Source organism: Citrobacter sp. Cpo045 (assembly GCF_030332875.1).
Taxonomy (GTDB): domain Bacteria; phylum Pseudomonadota; class Gammaproteobacteria; order Enterobacterales; family Enterobacteriaceae; genus Citrobacter; species Citrobacter portucalensis.
In genome coordinates, this window is record NZ_JAOWGZ010000091.1 from 461833 (window position 1) to 478502 (window position 16670).

14 protein-coding genes and 1 tRNA gene are annotated in these 16670 nt (G+C 53.5%); 1 reads left to right on the forward strand and 14 read right to left on the reverse strand.

The genetic code is table 11. From position 1 onward, the window contains the following. The 13 genes from rnr to nnr form a co-directional block, all read right to left on the reverse strand. The gene (gene rnr, locus OGY13_RS10880; protein WP_008786007.1) at positions 1-2463 is read right to left on the reverse strand and encodes a ribonuclease R; all 2463 of its coding nucleotides are present in this window, start codon (positions 2461-2463) and stop codon (positions 1-3) included. Positions 2464-2501: 38 nt separating this feature from the next. Further along, the gene (nsrR, locus tag OGY13_RS10885) at positions 2502-2927 is read right to left on the reverse strand and encodes a nitric oxide-sensing transcriptional repressor NsrR (RefSeq protein ID WP_003830485.1); all 426 of its coding nucleotides are present in this window, start codon (positions 2925-2927) and stop codon (positions 2502-2504) included. Positions 2928-3143: 216 nt separating this feature from the next. Beyond that, positions 3144-4442: an adenylosuccinate synthase gene (gene purA / locus OGY13_RS10890; RefSeq protein ID WP_003025606.1), complete on the reverse strand. Its 1299-nt coding sequence runs from the start codon at positions 4440-4442 to the stop codon at positions 3144-3146. Positions 4443-4544: 102 nt separating this feature from the next. Beyond that, positions 4545-4742 carry a DUF2065 domain-containing protein gene (locus OGY13_RS10895; RefSeq protein WP_213752399.1) on the reverse strand — a complete coding sequence of 66 codons (198 nt, stop codon included), beginning with the start codon at positions 4740-4742 and terminating at the stop codon, positions 4545-4547. A gap of 82 nt (positions 4743-4824) precedes the next feature. Further along, entirely contained in the window at positions 4825-5829 is a 1005-nt protein-coding gene (gene hflC, locus OGY13_RS10900; protein WP_003830491.1) for a protease modulator HflC, read from the reverse strand. Between the two features lie 2 nt (positions 5830-5831). Next, positions 5832-7085: an FtsH protease activity modulator HflK gene (hflK, locus tag OGY13_RS10905; RefSeq protein WP_008786005.1), complete on the reverse strand. Its 1254-nt coding sequence runs from the start codon at positions 7083-7085 to the stop codon at positions 5832-5834. A gap of 189 nt (positions 7086-7274) precedes the next feature. Next, a complete protein-coding gene (gene hflX, locus OGY13_RS10910; protein ID WP_003830495.1) occupies positions 7275-8555 on the reverse strand; it encodes a ribosome rescue GTPase HflX in 1281 nt (426 codons plus the stop codon). A 74-nt stretch (positions 8556-8629) separates the two neighbouring features. Continuing rightward, on the reverse strand, positions 8630-8938 hold the full coding sequence (hfq, locus tag OGY13_RS10915; RefSeq protein WP_003025584.1) for an RNA chaperone Hfq: 309 nt from the start codon (positions 8936-8938) through the stop codon (positions 8630-8632). A gap of 84 nt (positions 8939-9022) precedes the next feature. Further along, a complete protein-coding gene (gene miaA, locus OGY13_RS10920) occupies positions 9023-9973 on the reverse strand; it encodes a tRNA (adenosine(37)-N6)-dimethylallyltransferase MiaA (RefSeq protein WP_008786004.1) in 951 nt (316 codons plus the stop codon). Beyond that, positions 9966-11852 (reverse strand): DNA mismatch repair endonuclease MutL, encoded by a 1887-nt coding sequence (gene mutL / locus OGY13_RS10925; RefSeq protein WP_213752400.1) that lies wholly within the window; start codon positions 11850-11852, stop codon positions 9966-9968. The genes miaA and mutL overlap by 8 nt, the downstream gene beginning before the upstream one ends. A 9-nt stretch (positions 11853-11861) precedes the next feature. Beyond that, entirely contained in the window at positions 11862-13190 is a 1329-nt protein-coding gene (gene amiB / locus OGY13_RS10930; protein WP_048215090.1) for an N-acetylmuramoyl-L-alanine amidase AmiB, read from the reverse strand. A gap of 16 nt (positions 13191-13206) precedes the next feature. Then, positions 13207-13668, reverse strand: coding sequence for a tRNA (adenosine(37)-N6)-threonylcarbamoyltransferase complex ATPase subunit type 1 TsaE (tsaE, locus tag OGY13_RS10935; protein WP_008786002.1), 462 nt, complete (start codon positions 13666-13668; stop codon positions 13207-13209). Continuing rightward, positions 13640-15187 carry a bifunctional ADP-dependent NAD(P)H-hydrate dehydratase/NAD(P)H-hydrate epimerase gene (nnr, locus tag OGY13_RS10940; RefSeq protein ID WP_213752401.1) on the reverse strand — a complete coding sequence of 516 codons (1548 nt, stop codon included), beginning with the start codon at positions 15185-15187 and terminating at the stop codon, positions 13640-13642. Before nnr ends, tsaE begins: the two co-directional genes overlap by 29 nt. On the opposite strand from nnr, the gene queG reads away from it, so the two are divergent. After that, positions 15186-16325, forward strand: a complete 1140-nt coding sequence (queG, locus tag OGY13_RS10945; protein ID WP_213752402.1) for a tRNA epoxyqueuosine(34) reductase QueG — start codon at positions 15186-15188, stop codon at positions 16323-16325. The two genes, nnr and queG, sit on opposite strands and share 2 nt — an antisense overlap. A gap of 269 nt (positions 16326-16594) precedes the next feature. Here queG and OGY13_RS10950 read toward each other — a convergent pair. Beyond that, a tRNA-Gly gene (locus tag OGY13_RS10950) sits at positions 16595-16670 on the reverse strand.

Genomic DNA, 16670 nt, shown 5'->3' on the forward strand with positions numbered 1-16670 from the left:
TTATTGTGCGACTTTCTTTTTCGCCGCACGTTTAGCTTTAGTGGCGGCAGCAATTTTAAGCGTTTTTGCCGAGGGCTTTTTCGCTTTTTTATCGCCTTTCTTCTCAGCCGCATTCTTATCCGCCTGAGGTTTGGCTCTGCCTTTCTTCTCGCCGCGGAAAGCGCTGTCCGGCTCGAAATTCACCTTTTTGCCCATCTGACGACGTTTACCGGTATTTTTACCCGCATCGCCTTTTTTGGCTTTTTCGCGCGCGGTTTTACCTTCATTACGCGGCGCACGTTCGCTGGAGATCAAGCTGAAGTCGATCTTACGCTCGTCCATGTTGACTGCTTCCACGCGAACTTCCACGCGATCGCCCAGGCGATACATCTGGCCGCTGGATTCCCCCGTCAGGCGCTGCCCAACCTGGTCGAAACGATAGTAGTCGTTATCCAGAGAGGAGACATGCACCAGACCGTCGATAAACAGTTCATCAAGACGGACAAAGAAACCAAATCCGGTCACGCTGGCAATCACGCCTTTGAAGACATTACCCACCTGGTCCAGCATGAAGTCGCACTTCAGCCAGTCAGAGACATCACGCGTGGCTTCATCAGCACGGCGCTCGGCCATCGAACAGTGCTGACCCAGTTGCAGCATCTCTTCCATCGAATAATGGTAGCCACCGGTTTCCGTGGTGTTGCCCTTATGGCCCTGCTCCTGCGCCAGCAGATACTTAATCGCCCGGTGCAAGGAGAGATCCGGGTAACGACGGATCGGTGAAGTAAAGTGTGCATAAGATTGCAGCGCCAGGCCAAAGTGACCACGGTTTTCCGGATCGTAAATCGCCTGCTTCATCGAACGCAGCAGCATGGTTTGCAGCATTTCTGCGTCAGGACGGTCAGCAATCGACTCCAGCAGTTCAGCGTAATCACGCGGCTCAGGTTTGTTGCCACCAGGCAGCTCCAGCCCCAGCTCTGACAGGACGGAACGGAACGAGTTAATCGCTTCGGTCGTCGGCTTATCGTGAATACGGAACAGCGCTGGCTCTTTGGCTTTCTCAACGAATCGTGCCGCGGAGATGTTCGCCATGATCATGCACTCTTCAATCAGCTTGTGCGCGTCGTTACGCTGCGTCTGCTCGATACGCTCAATACGGCGTTCAGCATTGAAGATAAACTTCGCCTCTTCACTTTCAAACGAGATACCGCCACGCTCTTCACGGGCCTTATCCAGCACTTTGTAGAGGTTATGCAGCTCTTCAATGTGTTTAACCAGCGGTGCGTACTGCTCACGCAGCTCCTGGTCGCCTTGCAGCATATGCCAGACCTTGGTGTAGGTCAGACGCGCATGGGAGCTCATGACCGCTTCGTAGAATTTAAAGCCAGTTAAGCGGCCTTTCGACGAAATGGTCATTTCACAGACCATACACAACCGGTCCACCTGCGGGTTGAGTGAACACAATCCGTTAGACAGCACTTCCGGCAGCATCGGAACTACCTGCGACGGGAAGTAAACGGATGTGCCACGGCTACGCGCTTCCTGGTCCAGCGGAGTCGGCGGGCGAACGTAATAGCTTACGTCAGCAATCGCCACCCATAAACGCCAACCACCGCCGCGTTTCTTCTCGCAATAAACCGCATCGTCGAAGTCGCGCGCATCTTCGCCATCGATAGTCACCAGCGGCAGGGAGCGCAGATCGACACGTCCTACTTTCGCCTCTTCCGGCACTTCTTCTTTCAGCCCGGCGACCTGTTTCTCAACCGCCTGCGGCCAGATATATGGGATTTCATGAGTACGCAGGGCCATATCCACGGCCATGCTGGTTCCCATGTTGTCACCCAGCACTTCAACAATTTTACCCACCGCTTTAGTGCGGCGAGTTGGACGCTGGGTCAGTTCAACGACAACCACAAAGCCCATACGAGCGCCCATTACCTCTTCCGGCGGGATCAGAATATCGAAGCTCAGGCGGCTGTCGTCTGGGACGACAAATCCAACACCAGCGTCGGTGAAGTAGCGGCCGACAATCTGGCTGGTTTTCGGCACCAGTACGCGCACAATACGCGCTTCGCGGCGACCTTTACGGTCCGCGCCCAACGGCTGCGCCAGCACCTGATCGCCATGAATGCAGGTTTTCATTTGCTCGCTGGACAGATACAGGTCATCTTTGCGGCCTTCAACGCGCAGAAAGCCGTAGCCATCACGGTGGCCAATAACGGTACCTTTCAGCAGGTCGAGACGCTCCGGCAGCGCATAGCATTGACGACGGGTGAAGACCAGTTGTCCGTCACGCTCCATCGCGCGCAGGCGACGACGCAGCGCTTCTTGCTGCTCTTCACCTTCAATATTGAGTTCAGCGGCCAGCTCATCGCGGTTGGCCGGCTTTTCACGTTTAGTTAAATGTTCGAGGATAAATTCCCGGCTCGGGATAGGATTCGCGTATTTTTCTGCTTCGCGTTCCTGGAAAGGATCTTGTGACATGTCGGTTCCTCCGTCATCATCGCTGCTGGCGGGAGTCGTTACTCCACCAGCAATAATTTATAAAGCGGTTGATTCTTTTCAACCAAATCAGCAAGTGTGTAGTTGTCCAGTTCCGTGAGAAAACTTTGCACTGCTTTAGAAAGCGCCTGTTTGAGTCGACAGGCCGGGGTGATGTGGCAAAACTCGCTGCTACAGTTGACCAACGATAAGGGTTCCAGCTCGCGAACCACATCACCAATACCAATATCCTTAGCGGGTTTACCCAGGCGGATACCGCCATTTTTTCCTCGAATAGCAGTAACAAAGCCCGCCCGGCTAAGTTGATTGATTATTTTGACCATATGATTACGGGACACGCCGTAGACTTCTGTCACCTCAGAAATACTGGTCATACGTCCTTCGGGAAGTGACGCCATGTAGATTAGCGCACGTAATCCGTAATCGGTGAAACTTGTTAACTGCACATCAACCTCAGGAAAAGGGATAAAACGGATAAACCTGGTAGTATTAATTACATTGATGATAAACCAGCCACCAGCCAGGTCGCTAATTTATTTCAGTTCGGGAAGGAAAAAAGCGAGGAACTTACGTGATTTTAAGCCGGATTCTGATGCAAAGCACCTTATCCGGCCTAAATTAGTGCAAGCGCAGCGCCGTTTGACGCTACGCTATAACCAGAATTATGCGTCGAACGGGTCGCGCAGGATCATGGTTTCAGTACGGTCTGGGCCAGTTGAGATAATATCAATCGGCACACCGGTCAGTTCTTCAATACGCTTGATGTAGTTCAGCGCTGCCTGCGGCAGACCGCTACGTTCCTTCACGCCGAAGGTGGATTCAGACCAACCCGGCATGGTTTCGTAAATCGGCTCGATACCTTTCCAGTCGTCAGCTGCCAGCGGAGTAGTCGTTACTTCGCGGCCATCCGGCATACGGTAAGCAACACAGATTTTCACCTCTTTCAAACCGTCCAGTACGTCCAGTTTGGTCAGGCAGAAGCCAGACAGGGAGTTAATCTGTACTGCACGGCGTACAGCAACGGAATCCAGCCAACCGGTACGACGACGGCGACCGGTGGTCGCGCCATACTCGTTACCTTGTTTGCACAGGAACTCGCCAACGTCATCAAACAACTCTGTCGGGAACGGACCCGCACCTACACGAGTAGAGTAAGCTTTGATGATACCCAGAACGTAGTCCACATAACGTGGGCCCAGGCCGGAGCCGGTTGCCACGCCACCTGCGGTGGTGTTGGAGGACGTTACGTACGGATAGGTACCGTGGTCGATATCCAGCAGCGTACCCTGCGCACCTTCAAACATGACGAAATCGCCACGCTTACGCGCCTGGTCCAGCAGATCGGAAACATCAACAACCATTGAGGTCAGGATGTCGGCGATAGCCATCACATCATCCAGCACTTTCTGGTAGTCAACTGCTTCAACTTTATAGAAATTCACCAGCTGGAAGTTGTGATATTCCATCACTTCTTTCAGTTTTTCAGCGAAAGTTGCTTTATCAAACAGATCGCCAACACGCAGACCGCGACGAGCTACTTTGTCTTCATAAGCCGGACCGATACCACGACCGGTAGTACCGATCGCTTTCTCGCCACGCGCTTTCTCACGAGCGTTATCCAACGCAACGTGATAATCAAGGATCAGCGGACAAGCTTCAGACAGCAGCAGGCGCTCGCGAACCGGGATACCACGATCTTCCAGTCCTTTCATTTCTTTCATCAGCGCGGACGGAGACAGAACAACACCGTTACCGATGATGCTGATTACGTTTTCGCGAAGAATGCCTGATGGAATAAGATGGAGGACGGTTTTTTCACCGTTGATTACGAGAGTATGGCCTGCGTTGTGACCACCCTGGTAGCGCACAACATATTTAGCCCGTTCAGTCAGAAGATCGACGATCTTCCCTTTACCTTCGTCACCCCATTGGGTGCCCAGTACGACGACGTTGTTACCCATTTTTCAAAATCACCGTTTGCTTAAAAATGGATTCTACCACCGCTTTTTCAGATATACAGCACTTTTTGCATGCGAAAATCCGCAAATTAGTCTACTTATTGTTCAGCCAATCGTTTTCCTCAACATGTAGTAGACCACAACGCCCGCAACCACAAGACCTCCACCAAAACGACGCAAAATATTTTCGGGAAGTTGCACCATTGCAGAGATCATTTTCTTCCATGCGCTGGGATAAAGCATCGGACCCAGCCCTTCCAGCACCAAAACCAGCGCGAGCGCCAGCAAAATTGTTGAATTCATCCATCGCCCTTATATAAAAAGAAAACCACCGCATCCCTGGAGATGCCGGTGGTTTTGCTGCTTTAAAACCGCTGGAACGCGATTAGCGTGTCGCGGTATTTGGTGTCTTCATGTAGCGGAAGAAATCGCTGTCCGGGCTCATGACCATTACGTCCTGATTCCCTTCAAAGCTCTTCTCGTAAGCACGCAGGCTACGGATGAAGGCGTAGAAGTCCGGATCCTGACTGAACGCATCGGCAAACAGCTTAGCGGCTTCTGCATCGCCTTCACCGCGCATAATACGGCCCTGACGCTCAGATTCTGCCAGCGTTTTAGTGACTTCATAGTCAGCCGTTGCACGCAGTTTTTCCGCCTCTTCCTGGCCTTGTGAACGATGGCGACGCGCTACCGCTTCACGCTCAGCGCGCATACGGTTGTAGATAGCCTCGGACACTTCAGCAGGCAGGTTGATTTGCTTAATACGCACGTCAACTACTTCGATGCCCAATGCCGCCATACTGTTCGGGTTGATGACCGGTACTTTACCGTTCGTTTCAGCCTGAACACGTTCAGCCGCTTCGGCAATCGCGCTATCTGCTGCCGGAGTCGCCACTTCATCTTCTGTGCCAGCAGAACCGGAGTTCAGCGCGTCACGAACTTCCAGGGTCAGACGACCGCGGGAATCGGTAACGATGTCCTTCACGTCCAGACGACCAATTTCAGAACGCAGACGGTCAGAGAATTTACGTTTCAGCAGGACTTCCGCCTGAGAAACATCGCCACCGCCCGTTGCCAGGTAGTAACGGCTAAAGTCACTGATGCGCCACTTGATGTAGGAGTCAACGATCAGGTCTTTCTTCTCTTTGGTAACAAAGCGATCGGCCTGGTTGTCCATGGTCTGAATACGCGCATCCAGCATCTTCACAGATTCAATAAACGGAATCTTGAAGTGCAGGCCTGGTGCAACGACCAGCGGCTTGTTTTCATCGTCACGCAGAACTTTACCAAAGCGCAGAGTAATACCGCGCTCGCCTTCTTTGACCACAAAGACAGACATGAACAGAACTACCAGAACGATGATGATAATCGCAATAACTGACTTACGCATCGTTATTCCCCCTGACGCTGGTAGTCGTTACGCTGCGCATTCGCGCGGCGTTGGTCCATAATATCGCCCTGACTGGTGGACGATGTGTTGCTTGCTCCAGTGCTGGAAGTCGTTGCTGGCGGCAGACGCAGCAGGTTTGAACTGCTGTCAGTCTTTGCTGCTGGCGCACTACCACCTTTCAGCATTTGATCCAGCGGCAGAACCATCAAATTGCTGCCTTTATCGTTAACCAGGACTTTGCGGGTATTGCTCAACACTTTTTCCATGGTTTCGATATACAGACGCTCGCGGGTAATTTGCGGTGCGGCTTTATATTCCGGCAGAATTTTTGCGAAGCGAGCCACTTCACCCTGTGCTTCCAGGATTGTCTGAGTCTTATACGCACGCGCTTCTTCCAGAATACGCTGCGCCTGACCGTTTGCACGCGGCTGAACTTCGTTGGTGTAAGCTTCCGCTTCACGGATGTACTGCTGTTCGTTTTCACGTGCTGCGATAGCATCGTCAAACGCGGCTTTTACTTCTTCCGGCGGACGTGCAGCCTGGAAGTTGACGTCCAGCAGGGTGATACCCATGTTGTACGGACGGATCGTTTCTTCCAGTTCACGTTGGGTATCGCTACGAATAACGGTACGACCTTCGGTCAGGATACGGTCCATGGTGTATTTACCGATAACCCCACGCAGGGCACTGTCGGTAGCCTGACGCAGACTGTCATCCGCGCTGGTTACGCTAAACAGGTAACGCTGCGGATCGGTCACGCGGTACTGTACGTTCATTTCGACGCGCACGACGTTTTCGTCAGAGGTCAGCATGACGCCGGATGCGGCAAGTTCACGCACGGCTTCAACGTTGACCGGTGTCACTTCGTCGACAAAGGTCGGTTTCCAGTTCAGACCCGGTTCAACCAAATGGCTGAATTTACCGAAGCGTGTCACCACGCCGCGTTCCGCTTCTTTAATGGTATAGAAACCGCTGGCCGCCCAGATAATGACGATAGCGGCCGCTGCGATAGTAAAGACTCGACCGCCCAGTTGCGGACGCGGGCCTTGCGATGAACTACCGCCGCCAGAGCCAGTACCTTTACCGCCACCCAGACCACCAAGCTTTTTACTCAGTTTGCGGAAGATATCGTCCAGATCGGGAGGTCCCTGCTCGCGACCACCTTTGTTTCCATTTCCCTCAGGGTTGCCGCCAGGTTTGCTGCTTCCCCAGGGGTCGCGGTCTTGTCCGTTATTACCGGGCTGATTCCACGCCATTTTTGTGCTCCATATTTGTTATGCGATGCTATACCTGCGTCTTTTGCGCTGCCGTTGCGTTGGCTGCGTCCCTCAACGCCAGTCACATAGTTGACTATGCTCCTGGAGATTTCAGGACTTGCCGCCTTCCTGCCGCACAAAATCCACAAGGTATAGAGGCGAAAAAATCTTCAGGCCATATCCGTCAGATCAGACAACATAGTCTTCCAGTGCCGGTTCTTGTTTACAGAGGCGACGCCAGTCTACGATCGGCATACGAACCTGCAGACCTACGCTGCCGTCCTCCTCCATCCACTCTTTTTCTATTGCCTGAAGTTGATAAAACCGGCTTCTCAAACGCCCTTCCTGCGGCGGCAAACGCAACGTATGCTGCGCCACCTCACCGGAAAGTCGCTCAGTCAAAGCCTGAAAAAGTTGTGGTATACCAATCCCCGTTTGCGCTGATACCCAAACGCGAATGGGTTTATTCTCTTCATCTCTGTCGATACGCGGCTCAAAGTCATCCAACATATCGATTTTATTCATCACCAGCAGGGTCGGGATCTCATGCGCATCGATCTCTTCGAGCACCGTATCGACGGCCTCAATGTTTTCCTGCACACGAAAATCTGCTGCATCAATAACGTGCAGCAGCAATGTCGCCTGACGTGTTTCCTGCAAGGTGGCCTTAAACGCCGCCACCAGGTCGTGCGGCAAATGACGGATAAACCCAACGGTATCCGCCAGCACGGTCTCACCCACGTCCGCCACGTCTATTCTGCGTAGCGTCGGGTCCAGGGTCGCAAACAGCTGATCCGCTGCGTAGACCTGGGCTTCGGTGATCTGGTTGAACAGGGTGGATTTTCCGGCGTTGGTATATCCCACCAGTGATACGGTTGGGACATCCGCTTTCTTGCGCGACTGTCGCCCCTGCTCACGTTGCTTTTCAACTTTTTCCAGGCGCGACTGTATCTGCAAAATGCGATTACGCAGCAAACGACGGTCGGTTTCGAGCTGGGTTTCACCCGGGCCGCGCAAACCAATCCCGCCCTTTTGCCGTTCAAGGTGAGTCCAGCCACGGACCAGACGCGTAGCCATATGGCGCAACTGCGCCAGCTCAACCTGCAACTTACCCTCATGGGTTCGCGCACGCTGGGCAAAAATATCTAAAATGAGACCAGTCCTGTCGATAACAAGACACTGGCACAACTGTTCCAGGTTACGTTCCTGGGCAGGGCTTAGAGCATGATCAAAAATCACCACCGCAGCGCCAGTCGCTTTTACGGCTTCGGCAATTTCGATTGCCTTACCTTCACCAACAAAATACTTCGGGTGCGGTGCTTTACGGCTCCCGGTAATCACCTGCATTGCTTCGACACCGGCGGAAGAAACCAGAGATTCAAACTCCTGGAGGTCTTCCATATCTTTGTCTTGCGAAAAATAGATGTGTACCAGTACCGCCTGCTCACCGGCATCATAACGGTCAAACAAGCGTCAACCCCTTAATATAAATCAACGGGGAACACAGGATCGCTGGCTCCCCGTATGTAAAACAGCTAATAACCTTATTCGGTTTCTTCGCTGTCCTGTTGCGCAGATGAACCTTGCGCGTTGCTACCGTGATGGTAGTTGCTGCCTGTGCCGCCGGTGGCATTATTGCTGTGATGAGAAACCGGACGAGACGGGACAACAGTAGAAATCGCGTGCTTATAAACCATCTGGCTGACCGTGTTTTTCAACAGGATCACGAACTGATCAAAAGACTCGATTTGACCTTGCAGCTTAATACCATTCACCAAATAAATAGAAACTGGAACACGTTCCCGACGCAGTGCGTTCAGGAACGGATCTTGTAAAGATTGCCCCTTAGCCATTCTCTCTTTTCCTTATATGCTTATTTGTACTTTGAACCTTTCGATTCTGAAAAATTGCGCACGATACGTTTCAATTGTACACATTCAGTTCGCGATAGCACCAACAACCTGTAATACTTCGTTTCGCGCCTGGTCAGGCTTTTCACTGTCAAGCCAGTGCACCCCTTCCCAACCACGCAACCAGGTTACCTGTCGCTTCGCCAACTGCCTCGTGGCGCAAACACCTCTATAAACCATTTCATCGTATGAAATTTCGCCTTCAATGTATGACCACATCTGGCGATACCCTACACAACGAATGGAAGGCAAATCCGTATGCAAATCTCCACGGGCAAAAAGCGCCCGGACTTCTGCTTCAAAACCTGAAGCTAACATCTGATGAAAACGCTGCTCAATTCGCTGATGGAGCAGTTCACGGCTCGCCGGGGCGATTGCAAACTGATGCACCTGATACGGCAAAGCATCTCCTGACGTTTGCGTCAGCTCCGTTAAAGTTTTACCCGAAATGAAAAAAACTTCCAGTGCCCGGGAAAGTCTTTGCGGATCATTTGGATGAATACGCGCCGCTGCCACGGGATCGATGTCCTGAAGCTGTCGGTGTAACGCGTCCCAACCCTGCTCTGCCGCCTGCTGCTCAATTCTGGCCCTGACTTCCGGGTCCGCCGACGGTAACGGCGACAGTCCTTCAAGCAAGGCTTTGAAATATAACATTGTGCCGCCCACCAACAACGGGATACGCCCCGCGGCGGTGATGTCGGCCATCTCGGCTAACGCATCGCGACGAAAATCCGCAGCGGAGTACGCCTGCGATGGATCGCGGATATCCAGCAATCGGTGCGGTGCGGCCTGTAATTCAGCTGCATCAGGCTTAGCTGTACCGATATCCATCCCCTTGTAAATAAGGGCGGAATCAACGCTTATCAACTCTATGGGCAAAACTTTACGCAATTCAATTGCTAATGCCGTTTTACCGGAGGCCGTTGGCCCCATCAAAAAAATCGCCTTTGGCAGGCTCGCCTTACGGGTATCACTCATGTTTCAGGGCATTCATTACCGAATGTAAATCAACAGGTTGTAACAGACCACCCGGCGGTGCCTTCACGAGTTGTGGGCAGAGCCGCTCAACATCCGCTAATAGCGTAATCGCCTGTGCCATGCTCCACTGTGGATGCTCGCTCATCAGGTTACGTGCGATCCACTGTGCAATATTGCCCGGCTCGAATACGGATTGCTGCGCCAGGTAGCCTATCAGTTCAGGAATCAAGATTTGTAAATTTTGTTGGCGTAAGGGTAAAGGCACCGCCCGGATGGTCACATGCTGCGCATCCAGCTGAAATTCAATGCCCAACTCAGCCAGTTGGCTCTGTCCTTTTTGCAGTGCCGCTTTTTCATCGGCGGTCACTTTTAGACGTAAAGGGATCAGTAACGGTTGAGCACAAACCGCTCCCTGACCCGGCGTTAACTGCGCCTGACGCAACCAACGCTCAGCCACCGGTAATGCCAACAACCGAATATGGCCATCGCACTCGAGTAACGCGCAGTCTGCACCAACAATCGTTAGCACCCGGCCAAAGCCCTGACTGCTGCCAGTCAGAGGCGTCGATGGCGTTTCAGAGACCGGCGTTTTACGCGTTGGAGCCGGCGTCTGCATCAGTTGCTGATAAATTTCGCCCTGCTGCTTTTGGTATCCGGGTTGAGCATGAGGCCAACTGGCTCCCGCCTGACGGCCACCGCCACCACTACTGCCACCACTATTGCCACTTCCAGTGCCAGCGGATGCTGAGTACCGCGGTGTCGCAGGTTCACGCGCGGGAGCCGGCTCGGCAAAATGGTTGCGTCCAGCAGCAACGCGGTTTTCCGGAATGTGCCTTGGGGCGGGTTCGTCGTCATCAGCCAACGGCAGCGGCGTTTCAAGCTGCTGTTGCAGGACACTCAACACGCCCTGGTAAATAAAATCGTGCACCAGCCGGGATTGATGGAAACGGACCTCATGTTTAGCTGGGTGTACGTTGACATCCACTTGATGCGGATCGATTTCCAGATACAACACAAAAGCGGGCTGTTGATCGGCTCCCAGCTTATCTTCACAGGCCTGGCGGATAGCATGGTTGATCAGCCGGTCGCGCATCATCCGACCATTCACGTAGCAGTACTGGATTTCTGCCAGTGCTGCCGTTGTGTGGTTAGGATCGGCCACCCAGCCGCGCAATGTTAAATCGCCATGCTGCCATTCGATCGCCAGCGCATGCTCCAGAAACGGCGTGCCGCAAATCGCGCCCAGTCGGCGCTCTTTCTGCCCATCCGCGGCCACTGCCCGGTACTGACGCACCACTTTGCCGTTGTGCGACAAATTTATCGTCACATCAAAACGCGCCAGCGCAATGCGGCGAATAATCTCGTCGATATGATTAAATTCGGTTTTCTCGGTGCGCATAAATTTGCGCCGCGCCGGGGTGTTGTAGAACAGATCTAGCACCTCCAGCGTGGTTCCCACCGGATGCGCAGCGGGTTTAACTGTGACATCCATGTCACGCCCTTCGGCATACGCCTGCCATGCTTCGGGTTGTTCTTGCGTACGCGATGTAAGGGTTAAGCGAGACACGGAGCTGATACTGGCCAGCGCTTCGCCGCGAAATCCGAGGCTCACGATGGCTTCAAGATCGTCAAGCGAGGCTATTTTACTGGTGGCATGACGCGCCAACGCCAACGCCAGCTCGTCTTTTTTAATCCCGCAGCCGTTGTCACGAATACGGATAAGCTTCGCGCCGCCGCGTTCAATATCGATATCAATGCGCGTCGCACCGGCATCGATGCTGTTTTCCACCAGCTCTTTCACCACTGACGCAGGCCGTTCTACCACCTCGCCTGCGGCAATCTGGTTCGCCAGCTGTGGCGGTAGAACCTGAATCGGCATGGCTAATCCTTAATTTGTTAACGTGTTACCCGGCGATATGGCGCTGGCGGTTTGCGCCGGTGCGCCCTGCGGCCCGGTTTGCATCGGGTGCGCCTGGAAATAGTTACGCAATCCTTTGTAAATCGCCTCAGCCAGTTGCTGCTGGTAATCATCGCTCGCCAACAGACGTTCTTCGCTGTTGTTACTGATAAAGCCAGTTTCAACCAGCACTGACGGGATATCAGGCGAACGCAGTACGCCAAGACTGGCGTGTTCTGGACGACGCTTATGCATCGAACCAATACGTTCTAACTGGCCGATCATGCTGGTCGCCACATCATACCCGACGCGCTGCGAATGACCGAACTGCAGATCCAGTACGGCCTGGCTGAGGTAAGGATCGGACTGGCTGTTTGCCAGCACATCGCCCGCGCCGCCCAACAGCTCCGATTGCTTCTCGTGCTGTTCCAGCCAGCCGGCCATCTCACTGTTCGCCCGACGGTTTGACAGCACCCAAACGGAAGCACCTGTGGCATCACGGTTTGGTGCGGCATCCGCGTGAATAGAAACCAGGAAATTGGCGTTTTGTTTACGCGCGACGTCTGAACGCCCCATCACCGAGATAAAGTAATCACCATCACGGGTGAGTACACCTTTAAACATCGGGTCATCATTGAGCAAACTGCGCAGCTTGCGCGCCACGGCAATCGTGACGTTTTTCTCACGCGTGCCGCCAGGACCAATAGCGCCAGGATCCTGTCCACCGTGTCCGGCATCAATGGCAATCACCACCTTATCGCCGTTGCTGGTGCTGGCGCGCGCCGCAGGGCGCGTGGAGGTATTGCTGTTAGTCACAGCCGTAGTGCGATCGTTTTCTGCTTTAAACGGATTGCGCGCTGGCTCGACAGGACGTGGGGCAACAATCGGCGCTTCAACACGCTTTGCAACCACGGGAGGTGGAGGCGGCGGTGGCGCATCAGCGTTGATGGTAAACACGACGGTATAATTGCCGCCGTTCTGGCGTTTTACTGCTTCGGCTTTACCGTTCTCGGTTAAATCCACCACCAGGCGCAGAGACTGCGCATCTTTTGGCGTGCCGGAACGGATAGATTTCACCAGATTATTGCCGCTAAACAGCAGCGGTAATCCCTGAATCACTCCGGTTTGTTTAATATCCAGCGCGACGGTTCGTTTCCCGTCCTGCGAAACGGCATATTCAGGATCGCCAATAAAGCTCAGCGTAATCCGCGCCTGTTGATCGCCATTGGACACCTGAAGATCGGAGAGGCTGGCGGCCCCTGCCTGCGCGCACAGCAGGACCAGGGTTGCCATCAGCCAGTTTCTGATGCGATAAATCATCCCGCCACCCTTAAGGTTAATCGGCTAAACGCGCCAGCAATAAATCACCTGATGAGGAGACTGCGCTTACACGCGCCTCTCGACCTTGCGCCTGGTATTCAATGTGTATTTCGACGTCCGGGTCTGGCAGTACACCTTTACCTTGTTGCGGCCATTCCACCAGGCAGATGGCATCATTGGCAAAATAATCGCGGATCCCCATAAATTCCAGCTCCTCTGGGTCCGCAAGTCGGTATAAATCGAAGTGATATACCATCAAGTTATCGAGTGAATAGGGTTCAACCAGCGTGTAGGTGGGGCTTTTTACATTACCTTTATGACCTAACGCCTGCAGAAATCCCCGGCTGAAGGTGGTTTTACCCGCCCCCAGGTCGCCGTACAAATATATAACCGTCGCGCCGTCACAGGCTTTGGCTACCCGCAGTCCCAGGTCTAAAGTCGCCTGCTCATCAGGTAGTGGAATTACTCGATTCATCATGATAAACGTCAATCACATCAGGGTTAACAATACGCTGTAGCGTGGTAAAGAGATCTGTCGCCAGCATGCCGCGCGTACCAAAACGCGCCGCCAGCACATCCGCCGCCGCTCCGTGCGCAACACATCCCGCACATGCTGCATCATACGGGGTAAGCTTCTGTCCGAGCAATGCGCCAATAATACCGGAAAGCACATCCCCCATTCCGCCGCTGGCCATCCCGGCATTGCCGGTATCAATAATACCCAACTCCGCCTGTTCAGCAGCAACAACCGTACCCGCGCCTTTCAGCACCACCACGCCTCCGTACCGTTTTACCAGACGTTGTGCACAAAGTAAGCGATCGTCTTCAATTTCTGCAATGGAACAACCCAGCAGTCGCGCGGCTTCACCTGGATGCGGCGTGATCACGCGATTGTGACGTTTATCGGGGTTGATTGCCAGCAGGTTCAGCGCATCCGCATCCCAGAGCATCGGTTTGCGAAAATTCTCCACTTTTTGCAGCGCTTTTTTGCCCCACTCCTGCTGACCAAGCCCGGGGCCTATCACCACTACATCCGCCCACGCCAGACTCTCTTCCAGCGTCTGCGGCGTCAGCGCATCGACCATCAGTTCCGGTCTGGCTGTCAAAATAGGCGCAATGTTTTCACTGCGCGTCAGCACTTTGACCAGCCCGGCACCTGCTCGCAGCGCGGCTTCCCCGGCCATGCGTATTGCGCCTGCCGTACCGTAATCACCGCCGATAATCACCAGTCGACCGTGGGACCCCTTGTGCGAGGTGGGTCGACGCGGCGTTAGCCAGTGTGCAAGCTGTTGAGCATCAAAACGTTGTATTGGCGCATTCTGCCCCGCCAGCCAGTCGTCCAGCCCAAGTGCGTTAACATGCAGACGCCCGGTGACATCGCGCGCTTTACCGGTGAGCAGGCCCGGCTTGAGTGCAATAAAGGTAATGGTATGCGCTGCGTTGATGACCGCGCCCGGCGTCGCTCCCGTATGCGCTAGCAGGCCGGAGGGAATATCTATCGCCACGGTGGGGGCTGGGTGAGAATTGGCACGTTCAATCAATACCGAGAGAGACTCACGCGGCGCATGTTTTAAGCCAGTGCCTGACAGCGCATCAATAATGACGTCCACGTTATTTGGCCAATTGATATCCGCCGCGTGAATGACGCCACCAGCGTTAAGCCAGGCATCACGCGCCTGCTGCGCCTCCTCGGGGAGCGGTTTGTCACTTTCCTGCGCCAGCAACGTAACTTCAAGACCCAGCGCTTTGGCAAGTCTTGCCACTACGTAACCATCACCGCCGTTGTTGCCATGACCACATAGCACCAGCCAGTGCCGGGCGTTCGGATAAGCCTCACGAGTGACCTGAAACGCCGCCTCTCCCGCCCGTTGCATCAGTTCGTACAGCGTCAGCCCTGAACTGTCTGCCGCCTCTCGCTCCATCCGCCTGATGTCATCGGCGTGCCAGATGGAGTGTGGTATACTTGCGGGGTTTTTCTTCATTGTATGGTCCGTCATGTCAGAGCCCCTCGATCTCAATCAGTTAGCGCAAAATATTAAGCAGTGGGGGCTGGAGCTTGGCTTTCAGCAGGTCGGGATTGCCGATACCGACCTCAGCGAAGCGGAACCCAAACTGCAGGCCTGGCTGGATAAACAATACCACGGCGAGATGGACTGGATGGCCCGTCACGGCATGATGCGCGCCCGACCTCACGAATTATTGCCCGGTACGCTACGTGTCATCAGCGTACGTATGAACTATCTTCCTGCCAATGCGGCCTTCGCCAGCACGTTGAAGAATCCTTCTCTGGGTTACGTCAGCCGTTACGCGCTGGGGCGCGACTACCATAAGCTGCTACGTAACCGCTTAAAAAAGCTGGGAGAGATGATTCAACAGCACTGCGTTTCGCTGAATTTTAGACCTTTTGTCGATTCTGCGCCCATTCTTGAGCGTCCGTTAGCGGAAAAAGCCGGGCTTGGCTGGACAGGTAAGCACTCACTTATCCTCAATCGCGAAGCCGGTTCATTTTTCTTCCTCGGGGAATTACTGATCGACTTACCCCTACCGATCGACCAACCAGTAGAAGAAGGATGTGGGAAATGCGTCGCCTGCATGACCATCTGTCCCACCGGGGCCATTGTTGAACCCTACACGGTGGATGCGCGCCGCTGTATTTCTTATCTCACTATCGAACTGGAAGGCGCGATCCCAGAAGAATTTCGTCCATTGTTGGGGAATCGAATTTACGGCTGCGATGATTGCCAGCTCATTTGCCCGTGGAACCGCTATTCACAGTTGACGGCAGAGGATGACTTCAACCCGCGCAAGCAGCTTCATGCTCCGGAGTTAATAGAGCTGTTTAGCTGGAGCGAAGCGTGTTTTTTAAAAGTCACGGAGGGGTCTGCCATTCGTCGTATTGGCCACCTGCGCTGGCTGCGAAATATCGCCGTTGCGTTGGGTAATGCTCCCTGGAATGAAGCCATTCTTCGCGCACTGGAAAGTCGCAGAGGTGAGCACCCACTTCTCGACGAACACATAGAGTGGGCGGTTGCTCAGCAAATCGAGAAGCGAAATGCCTGCGTAGTTGAGGTGCAGCTACCGCAGAAACAACGTTTGGTCAGGGTCATTGAGAAGGGTCTGCCGCGCGACGCTTAAGTCATCCACAGCTTGTGTATAAAAATAAAAACACATTGATATTCAAGAGGGAAAAAATCGTCAAGTGATCGCATTAACAATTTGCAATGATAATTAAATTAATAATTTCAAATAGTTAAAATGATACTATTCACCCGGCGAAGTTTTTTGCATTCCAGGAATAATACCCGAACCTGTGGATAAGTCTGTTTACAAGAGTATGTCAATGACGAAACAAAACGTCCCCAACGCGATTATTCGTTGTGGATATTTTTATTGGGGTAAGAATTTGGAGCGGGAAACGAGACTCGAACTCGCGACCCCGACCTTGGCAAGGTCGTGCTCTACCAACTGAGCTATTCCCGC

Excerpts from the sequence above, each read along its gene's own strand:
- rnr (WP_008786007.1), bottom strand. The coding sequence starts at position 2,463 with ATGTCACAAGATCCTTTCCAGGAACGCGAAGCAGAAAAATACGCGAAT.
- purA (WP_003025606.1), bottom strand. The coding sequence starts at position 4,442 with ATGGGTAACAACGTCGTCGTACTGGGCACCCAATGGGGTGACGAAGGT.
- OGY13_RS10895 (WP_213752399.1), bottom strand. The coding sequence starts at position 4,742 with ATGAATTCAACAATTTTGCTGGCGCTCGCGCTGGTTTTGGTGCTGGAA.
- hflC (WP_003830491.1), bottom strand. The coding sequence starts at position 5,829 with ATGCGTAAGTCAGTTATTGCGATTATCATCATCGTTCTGGTAGTTCTG.
- hflK (WP_008786005.1), bottom strand. The coding sequence starts at position 7,085 with ATGGCGTGGAATCAGCCCGGTAATAACGGACAAGACCGCGACCCCTGG.
- hfq (WP_003025584.1), bottom strand. The coding sequence starts at position 8,938 with ATGGCTAAGGGGCAATCTTTACAAGATCCGTTCCTGAACGCACTGCGT.
- miaA (WP_008786004.1), bottom strand. The coding sequence starts at position 9,973 with ATGAGTGATACCCGTAAGGCGAGCCTGCCAAAGGCGATTTTTTTGATG.
- mutL (WP_213752400.1), bottom strand. The coding sequence starts at position 11,852 with ATGCCGATTCAGGTTCTACCGCCACAGCTGGCGAACCAGATTGCCGCA.
- amiB (WP_048215090.1), bottom strand. The coding sequence starts at position 13,190 with ATGATTTATCGCATCAGAAACTGGCTGATGGCAACCCTGGTCCTGCTG.
- tsaE (WP_008786002.1), bottom strand. The coding sequence starts at position 13,668 with ATGATGAATCGAGTAATTCCACTACCTGATGAGCAGGCGACTTTAGAC.
- queG (WP_213752402.1), top strand. The coding sequence starts at position 15,186 with ATGTCAGAGCCCCTCGATCTCAATCAGTTAGCGCAAAATATTAAGCAG.
- nnr (WP_213752401.1), bottom strand. The coding sequence starts at position 15,187 with ATGACGGACCATACAATGAAGAAAAACCCCGCAAGTATACCACACTCC.